This is a genomic window from Lysobacter zhanggongensis, assembly GCF_046638635.1.
In the GTDB taxonomy this organism is placed as follows: domain Bacteria; phylum Pseudomonadota; class Gammaproteobacteria; order Xanthomonadales; family Xanthomonadaceae; genus Novilysobacter; species Novilysobacter luteus.
The window spans coordinates 1-11,604 of record NZ_JBJXHK010000066.1 but is presented as its reverse complement, the minus strand read 5'-3'; the positions used below and the strand labels follow the sequence as shown (position 1 = coordinate 11,604).

Here is an 11,604-nt window from a genome sequence, read left to right as displayed (position 1 = left end):
GATCACCGGCGCCGGGTTGCCACCGGCCGCGGCCGTCGCGACCGCCGCGAACACATCGTTGTTGCCGCCCCAGACCGTGTAAAGCGCGTTCGGGTCGGCGACACCGCCGGTCGCGGCCAGGTAGTTGGCCACCTGGGTCGTCATGGACGGCACCGGCAGCGTGAAGCCGGGCGCCAGCGTCGCCGAGCTGTCCTCGCCGGCGCGCGCGCCACCGACCGCGTAATTGCTACCGCCCTGGTTGTCGGAGGCGGCGCCGGTGCCGTAGAAGTCGGCCAGGTATTCAGACCAGACCAGCCACGGGTTGGTGGTGAACCGACCCAGGATCGCCGCCTGCGGGCCGGCGACCTGCACCAGCGCCGGCCGGAAGTGCCCCGAATCGGTCAGGCTGTCGCCGAAGAACACCGTCTGCGAATACGGCGAATCATTGGCCGCCGGGCTGACCTGGGCGAAGGCCGGTGCGGCCGCCAGTGCAAGGGCGACGGCGAGTAGGGTGCGGGCTGGTTTCATCGGGGTGCTCCTGCGGTGGCGGCAAGTCGGCGCGACATGCGCCGGCGAATGGCCTGCATCCAATCACGGCCCCGGGCGCCCGACAAGCGCCGTCGGTCCTGTCGGGCGTGACCTATCCCGCGCGGCGCAGGCTGGACCACCACCCCGCTGGCCCGCGCGGACCGGTCGCGGGACAATGCGCGGATGGACATCACCCTCAATGGCGAACCCCGCACCTTCCCGACCCCGCTGACCGTCACCGCCCTGCTCGTGGCCGAGCACCTGGCCGAGCGCCGGGTCGCGGTGGAGGTCAATGGCGCGATCGTCCCCCGCAGCCGCCACGGGGAGCACGCGCTGGCCGATGGCGACCGGGTCGAGATCGTGCACGCGCTCGGCGGTGGCTGAGCCGCGGTGCGATAATCCCCGGATGACCAACGCTCCCAACGATTCCCTCGTCATCGCGGGCAAGACCTACGCCTCGCGCCTGCTCACCGGCACCGGCAAGTTCAGGGACCTGGACGAAACCCGCCGCGCCACCGAGGCCGCCGGCGCGGAGATCGTCACCGTCGCGATCCGCCGCAGCAACATCGGCCAGAACCCCGGCGAGCCGAACCTGCTCGACGTGCTGCCGCCGGACCGGTTCACCATCCTGCCCAACACCGCCGGCTGCTACACCGCCGACGACGCCGTGCGCACGTGCCGGCTCGCGCGCGAACTGCTGGACGGCCACAACCTGGTCAAGCTCGAGGTACTCGGCGACCAGCGCACGCTGTACCCCGACGTGGTGCAGACCCTGGCCGCCGCCGAGACCCTGGTGGCCGACGGCTTCGACGTGATGGTCTACACCTCCGACGACCCGCTGCTGGCCAGGCGGCTGGAGGAGATCGGCTGCGTCGCGGTGATGCCGCTGGCCGCGCCGATCGGCTCCGGGCTCGGCATCCAGAACAAGTGGAACCTGATCGAGATCGTCGAGAACGCCAAGGTGCCGATCATCGTCGACGCCGGCGTCGGCACCGCCTCCGACGCGGCCATCGCGATGGAGCTGGGCTGCGACGGGGTGCTGATGAACACCGCGATCGCCGGCGCGAAGGACCCGGTCCTGATGGCGCACGCGATGAAGCTGGCGGTCGAGGCCGGCCGCGCCGCCTTCCGTGCAGGCCGCATCCCGCGCAAGCGCTTCGCCAGCGCGTCCAGCCCGGTGGACGGCCTGATCGGCTGATGGGCGACAGCGAACACCCGTCCGGCAGGACCGCTCCGCCCAAGCCGTTCACCGTCACCCAGGGCCACCGCCAGGTGCGCAGCTTCGTGCTGCGCCAGGGCCGGTTCACCCCGGCGCAGCAGCGCGCGTTCGACCAGCAATGGGCGCGCTACGGCATCGACTACGAGGGCCAGCCGCGCGATTACGACGCGATCTTCGGCCGCAGTGCGCCGCGCGTGCTGGAGATCGGGTTCGGCAACGGCGAGGCGCTGCGCTTCGCCGCGCAGCACGACAAGGCGCGCGACCTGATCGGTATCGAGGTGCACGCCCCCGGCGTCGGCCGCCTGCTCAACGCACTGGCCGCCGACGACGCCGCCAACGTGCGGGTCTACCACCACGACGCGGTCGAGGTGCTCGACAACGAGGTCGCCGACGCCAGCCTCGACGAGGTCCGCATCTACTTCCCGGATCCATGGCACAAGAAGCGGCACAACAAGCGCCGGCTGGTCCAGCCCGCGTTCGCCGCGCTGCTGGTGCGCAAGCTCGCACCCGGCGGGCGCTTGCACCTCGCCACCGATTGGCAGGACTATGCCGAGCAGATGTGGGATGTGCTCGACGCAACCGCAGGCATCGCAAACCGCGCCGGTCCGCGCGGTTCGGTACCGCGGCCGGAATGGCGCCCGCAGACGCATTTCGAGACGCGCGGCCAGAAGCTGGGCCACGGTGTCTGGGACCTGCTGTACGACAAGCCGTCCGCGACCGCTCCCCAGGAGTCGCCGACCCAAGACGAGTAGCCGACCCCGGGCATGGAAACCGCGCTGACGCTCACCACCGACATGAAGCTCGTCCTCGGGCTGGTGGGCTTCACGATGGTGATGTTCCTGTTCGAGCGCATCCGCGCCGACGTGGTCGCGCTGGTCGTGCTGGTGCTGTTGGGCCTCTCGGGGCTGGTCGCACCGGAGGAGATCTTCAACGGCTTCTCCTCAAACGCGGTCATGAGCATCATCGCCACGATGATCCTGGGCGCCGGGCTGGACCGCACCGGCGCGCTCAACCGCCTGGCCGGCTGGCTGCTGCGGCGTGCCCACGGGGTCGAGCAGCGATTGCTGCTGCTGACCGGCGCGATCGCGGGCATCAACTCGTCGGTGATGCAGAACCCGTCGGTGATGGCGCTGTACCTGCCGGTGGCCTCGCGGTTGTCCTCGCGCACGGGGCTCACCCTGCCGCGGCTGCTGCTGCCGCTGGCCACCGCGATCGTGATGGGCAGTTCGCTGACCATGGTCGGCAACTCGCCGCTGATCATGCTCAACGACCTGTTGCTGCAGGCCAACAGCAACCTGCCCTCGGGCGCGGCCACCATCGAGCCGCTCAAGATGTTCGCGCCGCTGCCGATCGGCGCCGCGCTGCTGGCGACCTCGCTGCTGTACTTCCGTTTCTTCGGCAACCGCCGGCTGCACGAGGAGGAAGGCAAGGGTGTCACCCCGGCGCGAACCCAGAGCTACTTCGCCAACGCCTACGGCATCGACGGCGACGTCTACGAGCTGACCGTGACCGCGGACAGCCCGCTGGTGGGGATGTCGTTGGGTGAGGCCGAGGCATTGCACAACGCGCCGCTGATCCTCGCGCTCAAGACCAAGGAGGAGGCGAGGCTGTCGCCACCGGCGGACGCCCGGATCTGGGTCGGCAGCGTGATCGGCGCCATGGGCTCGCGCCGCCAGGTCGGCGATTTCGCGCAGAACCAGATGCTCCGCCTGAGCACGCGGCTGCGGAACTTCGGCGACCTGTTCAACCCGAGCCGCGCCGGCATCTCCGAGGCTGTGATCCCGGCCACCTCGAAGTTCATCGGCAAGACCGGGCGCGACCTCCAGTTGCGCAAGCAACTCGGGTTGAGCCTGCTGGCGGTCAACCGCGACAAGACGGTCATGCGCGAGAACGTGCGCGACGTGCCCCTGCGCGCCGGCGACATGCTGGTACTGCACAGCATCTGGACCGACCTGGCCGACGCGGCCAAGGGCAAGGACCTGGTGGTGGTCACCGACTACCCCAAGGGCGAGCAGCGCCCGCACAAGCTCAAGCTGGCGCTGGGCATCTTCGGCGTGGCGATGCTGCTTGCGCTGTCGTCGCGGCTGCCGGTGTCGATCGCGCTGATGACCGGCGTTGCCGGCATGCTGATCGCCGGCGTCATCCACATCGACGAGGCGTACTCGGCGATCAACTGGAAGACCGTGTTCCTGATGGCCTGCCTGATCCCGCTGGGCTGGGCGATGGACTCCAGCGGCGCGGCGGCCTGGGTGGCCGGCCACACGATCGAGCAGATGCCGGGTGCCACCCCGCGGTGGCTGCTGCAACTCGCACTAGGTTTGCTGACCACCGCGTTTTCGCTGGTGATCAGCCATGTCGGCGCGGCGATCGTCATGGTGCCGCTGGCGATCAACATCGCCCTCGCCGCCGGCGGCAACCCGACCGCCTTCGCATTGGTGGTCGCGCTGTCGGCGTCCAACAACTTCATGACCGCGTCCAACCCGGTCATCTCGATGATCACCGGACCGGCGGGCTACACCGGCAAGGAGCTGTGGAAGGTGGGCGCGCCGCTGTCGCTGGCCTACGCGCTGATCGCGGTGCTGATGGTGAACCTGTTGTTCTGAGGCTCAGGCCAGCCAGACCGCACCGTCGCGGATTTCCACCGCCACCGGCCGCAGCGACTCGCCGCGGCACGGACCGCCGACGCATTCGCCGCCCTGCAGTTCGAAACTGGCGCCGTGGGCCGCGCACACCAGCAGCCCCTCGCGACTCTTGAGGAACTGCCCCGGCGACCAGTCGAGCCGTCGGCCCGCATGCGGGCACACGTTCATCCAGGCGCGCACGCGGTCGCCGTCGCGATAGATCACGACCGATTCGGTGTCGCCATCGACCGTGGCCTCGGTCTCGCCGAAGCCGCCATCGGCCAGTTGGTCGAGCGTGACCAGCGGGCCGCCACTCACGACGGGATGCCTGTCTTCACGACTCTGTCACAGTTCCCGTGCTGGGTTTTTAACGAAGTTCTCACAATCCCCGCCCTGCCACCGCCGATACTGGGCCGTCCGGCGTTGCGCCGCATTGTGTCACGACCGTATCGATGATCAGTTCCAGCTTCCGTTTCGACAGCCACCAGTTCCAGTCCCGCATGCGCTCGGCGTTCGAGCCGCGCAAACCGCGCCATCGCGCCCTGCGTTTCGTGCTGGGGATGATCGGCCTGGGCCTGCTGGCCCTGCTGGTGATGTTCTCGGTGGCGCTGGGTGCGGCGATGCTGGTCGGGGGGCTGCTGTTCAAGGCCTGGCGCGGTCGCGGCAAGCTGGACAAGCGGCCGGACGGTCGACGGGTGGTGGATGCCGAGTACCGCATCGTCGGCAAGCCGGTCCTGACGCGCTGAGGCACTGTCCTACGTGGCCCCGCGTGGCGGCCAATCAACCGACGTGAAACCCATGACCGACGTGATCGCGGCGACGCCGCCGACGCGCCTGCGGATCCGTTCCGCAGCGGGCGACACCTTCCCGGTCCGGCGCATCTACTGCGTCGGCCGCAACTTCGCCGACCACGCCCGTGAGATGGGTGCCGCGGCGCCTGCCTCCAGGGCGGAGCGCGGCCACCCGGTGTTCTTCTGCAAGCCGGCGGACGCGGTCGTGCTAGACGGCGTGGTGCCCTACCCGCGCGGCACCGGGGAGCTGCACCACGAGGTGGAACTGGTGGTTGCCCTGGGCGCCGATGCGCCGGCAGGCCTGGTCGACCGCGACGCGGCCGGTGCGATGGTGCACGGCTACGCGATCGGGCTCGACCTCACCCGGCGCGACCTGCAGTCGGCCGCCAAGGCCAAGGGCCTGCCCTGGGATATCGGCAAGGCGTTCGACCATTCCGCGCCGGTCAGCGAGCTGGTTCCCGTCGCCGAGGTCGGTGACCTCTCCAGCCGCACGCTGACCCTGCGGGTCAACGACGAGGTGCGCCAGCACGGCGCGCTGTCCGACCTGATCTGGGATGTCCCGGACATCCTCCACGAGCTCTCGCGCCTGTTCGCCCTGAAGGCGGGCGACCTGGTGTTCATGGGCACCCCAGCCGGGGTTGGGCCGCTGCAGCCCGGCGACGCCTACGTCGCCAGCCTGGACGGCGTGGTGGAACTGCACGGGCGGGTGGCGGCGGCCGACAGCGGGTTATAGTCGCGCCGTTATCCATCGAGGGGATCGGCATGAGCCTGGTCAGCGAGTTCAAAGCGTTCATCAACCGTGGCAACGTCCTCGACCTGGCGGTCGCGGTGGTCATCGGCGGCGCGTTCGGCAAGATCGTCACCGCACTGGTCGACGGCATCATCATGCCGGTCGTCGGCATGGCGATGGGCGGGGTGGATTTCTCCCAGCTGTTCGTCGCGCTGGACGGGAATGATTACGCCACCCTGGCCGCCGCGCAGGAAGCCGCTGCCCCGGTGATCACCTATGGCGCCTTCATCCAGACGATCATCGACTTCCTGTTGATCGCCTTCGTGATCTTCATGGTCATCAAGGCCTACAACCGGATGAACCCGCCGGCCGAAGCCGCGCCGGCCGCCCCCGCCGAGGAAGTCCTGCTGCTGCGCGAGATCCGCGATTCGCTCAAGCGTCCCGGGCTCTGACCGCCGAACTGCCAAGCGCGGCAAACGCCGCGTGACTTGAGGCACCCCAAGCCGAAGCCGCGAGTTGTTACGCTCGTGGCTTCGTTCTTTTTGGGCCTGGGCCCTGCAGGAGACCTGATGCGCGCGATATCGACCGTGCTTGGAACCAAGGTACTGGGAACCGGCCTGGCCGCCTCCCTGCTGCTGGCCCTGTCAGCGCCGGCCGGCGCGCAGACCCGGATCCCGGAGCAGGCCGTCGACACCGCGACGCAACTGCGCGCGACCGCCCTGGCCAGCGACCTGGGCTACCGCATCACCGAATCACTGACGACCGAGGTCGGCCCACGACTGGCCGGCAACGAGGCCGACGCGCGCGCGGTCGAATGGGCCAAGGCGAAGTTCGAGGCGCTGGGCTACGACAAGGTGTGGCTGGAACCGGTCACCTTCCCCAAGTGGGTGCGCCGCAGCGAGAGTGGCCAGGTGGTCGGGCGCCATGCCCAGCCGCTGACCCTGACCGCGCTGGGCGGCAGCCCCGGGGGCACCGTCGAGGCAGAGGTCGTACGCTTCGCCGACCTGGCCGCGTTGCAGGCTGCACCCGCAGGGTCGCTTGCGGGCAAGATCGCCTTCATCGATTACCGGATGGAGCGCGCCCGCGACGGCAGTGGCTATGGCCCGGGCTCGCGCGTACGCAGTGGCGGCCCGTCGGCGGCAATCCGGGCGGGCGCCGCCGGCTACCTGATGCGTTCGGCAGGCACCGATTCGCACCGCAATCCGCACACCGGCATCACCCGCTTCGACGACGGCCTGGAGCCGATTCCGGCGGCCGCGCTGTCCGTCCCCGACGCCGACCAGCTCACCCGCCTGCTGGCGCTCGGCAAGCCGGTGACGGTGCGCATGGCGCTGGACTGCGGCTGGGATGGCGAGGCGACCAGCCACAACGTCATCGGCGAGATCACCGGCAGCAGCAGGCCCCAGGAGGTCGTGCTGATCGGCGGCCACCTGGACTCGTGGGACCTGGGCACCGGCGCCGTGGACGATGGTGCCGGCGTCGGCCTGACCATGGCCGCGGGCAAGCTGATCGGCGATCTGCCGACCGCGCCCGCACGCACGATCCGCGTGGTCGCCTTCGCCAATGAAGAACAGGGCCTGTGGGGCGGCAAGGCGTACGCGGAGAAGTACGCCGAAGAGGTTCGCCGGCACCAGATCGCCGCCGAGAGCGACTTCGGCGCCGGCCGCATCTACGCCATCAGCACCGGCGCACCGGAGTACGCCCAGAACGCCGTGAAGCAGATCGCCGAGGTGCTAGCACCGCTGGGCATCGAGTACGCCGGCGACGCGGGCGGCCCGGGACCGGACATCAGCCCGTTCGCCGCGCAGGGCCTGGCCTGGGCCCGACTGGCGCAGGACGGCAGCGACTACTTCGACCTGCACCACACCCCGGACGACACCTTCGACAAGATCGACCCGGCAGCGCTGGCGCAGAACGTCGCCGCCTATGCGGTGTTCGCCTACCTGGCCGCTTCAGCGGAAGGCGACTTCGGCAGCGGCGTGCAGGCCGACGGAGCGACCGACGGCAAGTAAGCTGTGGGCATGTCGCAGCGTTATGACGATTTCGGGAGCATCGCCACCGACCCCGTGACCGGGGTCTACCGGCTGGGCGCCAACGGGCCCAACCTGGCCACGGCGCTGGCCGCGGCCGGTGCCACCAAGCGGCGGGTGGCGCTGCTGCACATCGACATCGACATGTTCCGTTCGGTCAACGCGAACATGGGCGAGGACATCGGTGACCAGGCCCTGGCGGCGGTCGCCCAGCGTTTGCGCAAGGCGATCCCGTCGGATGCGTGGCTGTGGCGGCTCAACAGCGACGAGTTCATCGCCGGGCTGGGCTACCGAGACAACGAGCTCGACGGCGCCGGCCTGGCCGAGCGCCTGCGCGACGCGCTCGAGATCCCGTTGTCGATCCCGCCCTACACCCTGCCGATGACGATCTCGATCGGCATCGCGGTCTACCCCGACCACGCGCACGACGCCGCCAGCCTGCTGGCCAAGGCCGAGCAGGCGCTGCGTCGGGTCAAGGAGGAAGGCCTCGACGCAGTCGGCCACTACTCCAGCCGCCCTGCCCGCCCGCCCACCGGCGACGGCTTTGCCGGACGGCTGGTGGAGGCGCTGGACAAGGACGAGTTCCGGCTCGTTTACCAGCCGCTGGTCAGCGCCAGCGATGGCGGCCTGACCGGCTTCGGCGCACTGCTGCGCTGGCAGACCGACACCGGACTGCTGCGGCCGAACCGCTTCATGGACATCGTCGAGCGCGTCGGCCTGTCGGCGCGGCTGGGCGAGTGGGTCACCGAAACCGCGGTCCGGCAACTGGCCGACTGGCGCGCGCAGGGTCTCGACTACCTCGGCATGTCGGTCCACCTGGCCGGCTCGATGCTGGCCCAGGGCGACTGCACCGACCGGATCGGCGAGCTGTTGCACCGCCACGGCGTACCGGGCAGCGCGATGGAGTTCGAGATCTCGGAGAACGTGCTGGCACTCGACGCGCGCCAGGTGTTCGACACGCTCAAGGGCCTGCAGGCCCTGGGCGCGACCCTGACCGTGCAGGATTTCGGCCTCGGCGGGCTGAGCTTCGCCGCATTGGCGCAGTACCCGCTGGACCGGCTGAAGATCGACCGCAGCTTCATCCGCAACGTCGCCAGCGATACGCGCAGCGCCGCCATCGTGCGCGGCATCATCGCGATGGGCCACCGGCTGGGCATGAAGGTCACCGCCAAGGGCGTCGAGAACGAGGGCGAGCTCGGGTTCCTGCGCCGCAACCACTGCGACTTCTTCCAGGGCTACATTTTCAGCGAGCCCTTGCCGGCCGACCAGCTCGACGAACTGGTGCGCAAGCGGTTCCTGCTGCCCAGCGCGTTCGCCGCGACCCGCCCGGAGCGCACCCTGCTGCTGCTCGACGACGAGGAGAACGTGCTGCGCTCGCTGGTCCGCCTGTTCCGCCGCGACGGCTACACCATCCTGACCGCCAACAGCGTGCGCCAGGCGTTCGACCTGCTGGCCAGCAACACGGTGCAGGTCATCGTCTCCGACCAGCGCATGCCGGACATGAGCGGCACCGAGTTCCTCGGCCGCGTGCGCGACCTGCACCCGGACACCATCCGCATGGTGCTCTCCGGCTATACCGACGTGACCACCATCACCGAGGCAATCAACCGAGGTGCTATCTACCGGTTCCTGACCAAGCCGTGGAACGACGAGGAACTGCGCGAGCACATCCACGCCGCGTTCCGCGCCTACGAGCGGCGCGCGGCCGGCGAGCCGGCGTACTAGCCTTCGGGCGTTGCGGCCGGCGCGTCGGATACGCCGACGGACGCCGGCTGGCGCACCGGCAGCACCACCCGGAACGTGGTGCCTGCGCCCACCCGGCTGGACACCTCGATGCGGCCATGGTGCTTGGCCACGATGCTGTAGCAGATCGCCAGCCCCAGGCCGGTGCCACGGCCGATCGGCTTGGTGGTGAAGAACGGATCGAAGATCTTCTGCAGCGCCTCCTCCGGGATGCCGCAGCCGCTGTCGGAGATCGTGATCCAGGCTTCGTCGTCCTCGCTGCCGGTCGCCAGGCTGATCGTGCCGCGCTCGCCGATGGCCTGGCCGGCGTTGATCAGCAGGTTCATCAGCACCTGGTTGATCTCAGAGGCGTGGCATTCGACCAGCGGCAGCGTGCCGTAGTGCTTCTCGATCCGGACCTTGTACTTGAGGTCGTTCCAGACGATGTTGAGGGTCGACTCCAGCCCGCGCTCCAGGTCGGACGGCCGCATCGGCTCGTCGCGCCCGACCCGTGAGAAGTCCTTCAGGTCCTGCACGATCTTGGTGACCCGCTCGATGCCCTCGCGCGACTCCGCCAGCAGTTGTGGCAGGTCGCCGGAGATGAAATCGAAATCGAGCCGCTCGCGCATGCCGCGGATCGTCTCGCGGGCGGATGCGGGGTCGTCGGCGGCCAGCGCATTGGCGTAGCCCTCGATCAATGCCATCAGCGCGCCGGTGTACTCCTGCAGCGTGCCGAGGTTGGAGTGGACGTAGCCGATGGGGTTGTTGATCTCGTGGGCGACGCCGGCGGCGAGCTGGCCGATCGAGGCCATCTTCTCGGACTGCAGCAACTGCTCCTGCGCGCCGGCAAGGCGCCGGTAGGTGCGTTGCAACTCGTCGTGGCGCTGCTGCAGCTCGCCCTCGCGCACCGAACGTGCGGAGACGTCGCTGAAGGTCGCGAAGCGGCGGTCGGCCCGGCCTTCCGGGCCGCTGTAGAGCTTGACCTCGAGCACCATCGGCGGGTCGTCGATCGCGACCTCGCCGGTCCACTGGCCGTCGCGCCGCNTCGCTGAAGGTCGCGAAGCGGCGGTCGGCCCGGCCTTCCGGGCCGCTGTAGAGCTTGACCTCGAGCACCATCGGCGGGTCGTCGATCGCGACCTCGCCGGTCCACTGGCCGTCGCGCCGCGCGGCCTGCCAGGCGGCGTCGGTGGTGGTCAGCGCCAGCAGGCGTTCGGGGGTGGCGGACGGGTCCAGCCGCAAGGCGAGCGCGCGTGCGGCGTCGTTGGCGTGGATCACGCGGCCGTCGCCGTCGACCAGCGCCACCGCGGTGTCGAGGGCGGCCAGCGCCCAGGGCAGGTCGATCATCCAGTCGCCGTCAGGCGCGGTTGTTCCGGGTTGTTCGCTCATCCCACTCCGAGGCAGCGCACCTGCGGACGTGCGCCCGATTGCCCACCGGCATCGTACACGCCCGTCGATTCGACGCGGCCCAGGTGGCGGAGAGCCCAGTTCACCTCACGGCGGCGGCGGGCCAGCAGGATCGAATTGGCACGGTTGAGCTCGCTCAGCGCGCTGACCCGGGCCGGGTCGTTGCCGCGCAACGGCTGCGATTCGACCAGCCGCAGCGCGCGCAGCTTGGCCTGGGTGGAATCCAGCAGCGCATCGACGTCGTGCGAGAGCAGCGCCTGGCGTTCGGCCTGCAGGGCCTGCTCGAGCGTGTCGAGCGGGTCGGCCGCCGGGGCCGTCACCGGCTGTGCGACCGAGGGGTTCACTGGCCCAGCTCGCTCTCGAGCGCCAGCATGCGGGTGGCGATCTGCTGCGGGTCGATCCGGTAGCTGCCATCGGCCAAGGCGGCACGGACCTCGTTGACGCGGGCCAGGTCGATGCCGGGCGCGCCGAGTTCACGCTGCATGGCCTGCAGACCCTCGGCCTCGCCGGTCAGGCGGACGCTGTCGGCCGGCGGCCGCGCGGCCACCGGGGCGGAACGCTCCTCGCCCGCACGCACGGC

Annotated in this window: 14 protein-coding genes; 9 read left to right on the top strand and 5 right to left on the bottom strand. The window is 69.9% G+C overall.

Annotation, left to right across the window (positions count from 1 at the left end; all coding sequences use genetic code 11):
• Nucleotides 1-507, bottom strand: a 507-nt coding sequence (locus ACKVMH_RS10630; protein WP_412700258.1) for an SGNH/GDSL hydrolase family protein, incomplete at its 3' end; no start/stop codon positions are given.
• 183 nt (nucleotides 508-690) lie between these two features.
• Here ACKVMH_RS10630 and thiS point away from each other — a divergent pair.
• The 4 genes from thiS to ACKVMH_RS10610 are packed head-to-tail and all read left to right on the top strand — an operon-like array spanning nucleotide 691 to nucleotide 4,329.
• Entirely contained in the window at nucleotides 691-891 is a 201-nt protein-coding gene (gene thiS, locus ACKVMH_RS10625; protein WP_215219678.1) for a sulfur carrier protein ThiS, read from the top strand.
• A gap of 22 nt (nucleotides 892-913) precedes the next feature.
• The gene (locus ACKVMH_RS10620; RefSeq protein ID WP_215219677.1) at nucleotides 914-1,705 is read left to right on the top strand and encodes a thiazole synthase; all 792 of its coding nucleotides are present in this window, start codon (nucleotides 914-916) and stop codon (nucleotides 1,703-1,705) included.
• On the top strand, nucleotides 1,705-2,478 hold the full coding sequence (gene trmB / locus ACKVMH_RS10615; protein ID WP_412700257.1) for a tRNA (guanosine(46)-N7)-methyltransferase TrmB: 774 nt from the start codon (nucleotides 1,705-1,707) through the stop codon (nucleotides 2,476-2,478). Before ACKVMH_RS10620 ends, trmB begins: the two co-directional genes overlap by 1 nt.
• 12 nt (nucleotides 2,479-2,490) lie before the next feature.
• Nucleotides 2,491-4,329, top strand: a complete 1,839-nt coding sequence (locus ACKVMH_RS10610; protein ID WP_215219675.1) for an SLC13 family permease — start codon at nucleotides 2,491-2,493, stop codon at nucleotides 4,327-4,329.
• A 3-nt stretch (nucleotides 4,330-4,332) separates the two neighbouring features.
• Here ACKVMH_RS10610 and ACKVMH_RS10605 read toward each other — a convergent pair whose 3' ends face one another.
• Entirely contained in the window at nucleotides 4,333-4,665 is a 333-nt protein-coding gene (locus ACKVMH_RS10605) for a Rieske (2Fe-2S) protein (RefSeq protein WP_412700256.1), read from the bottom strand.
• A 134-nt stretch (nucleotides 4,666-4,799) separates the two neighbouring features.
• Here ACKVMH_RS10605 and ACKVMH_RS10600 point away from each other — a divergent pair, with 134 nt between their 5' ends.
• From ACKVMH_RS10600 to ACKVMH_RS10580, 5 genes are all read left to right on the top strand, one after another.
• Complete coding sequence (locus ACKVMH_RS10600) at nucleotides 4,800-5,093, top strand: hypothetical protein (RefSeq protein ID WP_412700255.1); 294 nt, start codon at nucleotides 4,800-4,802, stop codon at nucleotides 5,091-5,093.
• A gap of 52 nt (nucleotides 5,094-5,145) precedes the next feature.
• Complete coding sequence (locus ACKVMH_RS10595) at nucleotides 5,146-5,871, top strand: fumarylacetoacetate hydrolase family protein (protein ID WP_215220268.1); 726 nt, start codon at nucleotides 5,146-5,148, stop codon at nucleotides 5,869-5,871.
• A gap of 29 nt (nucleotides 5,872-5,900) precedes the next feature.
• A complete protein-coding gene (gene mscL, locus ACKVMH_RS10590; RefSeq protein ID WP_412700254.1) occupies nucleotides 5,901-6,320 on the top strand; it encodes a large conductance mechanosensitive channel protein MscL in 420 nt (139 codons plus the stop codon).
• A 117-nt stretch (nucleotides 6,321-6,437) separates the two neighbouring features.
• Nucleotides 6,438-7,880, top strand: a complete 1,443-nt coding sequence (locus ACKVMH_RS10585; RefSeq protein WP_412700253.1) for a M28 family peptidase — start codon at nucleotides 6,438-6,440, stop codon at nucleotides 7,878-7,880.
• 9 nt (nucleotides 7,881-7,889) lie between these two features.
• Nucleotides 7,890-9,623 carry an EAL domain-containing protein gene (locus tag ACKVMH_RS10580; RefSeq protein WP_412700252.1) on the top strand — a complete coding sequence of 578 codons (1,734 nt, stop codon included), beginning with the start codon at nucleotides 7,890-7,892 and terminating at the stop codon, nucleotides 9,621-9,623.
• Here ACKVMH_RS10580 and ACKVMH_RS10575 read toward each other — a convergent pair.
• The 3 genes from ACKVMH_RS10575 to flgM all read right to left on the bottom strand — a co-directional run.
• Entirely contained in the window at nucleotides 9,620-10,615 is a 996-nt protein-coding gene (locus ACKVMH_RS10575; protein ID WP_412700251.1) for an ATP-binding protein, read from the bottom strand. The genes ACKVMH_RS10580 and ACKVMH_RS10575 overlap by 4 nt on opposite strands.
• 387 nt (nucleotides 10,616-11,002) lie before the next feature.
• Nucleotides 11,003-11,344: a flagellar protein FlgN gene (locus tag ACKVMH_RS10570; RefSeq protein ID WP_215220267.1), complete on the bottom strand. Its 342-nt coding sequence runs from the start codon at nucleotides 11,342-11,344 to the stop codon at nucleotides 11,003-11,005.
• A gap of 20 nt (nucleotides 11,345-11,364) precedes the next feature.
• The coding region (flgM, locus tag ACKVMH_RS10565) for a flagellar biosynthesis anti-sigma factor FlgM (RefSeq protein WP_412700250.1) at nucleotides 11,365-11,604 on the bottom strand (240 nt) is incomplete at its 5' end.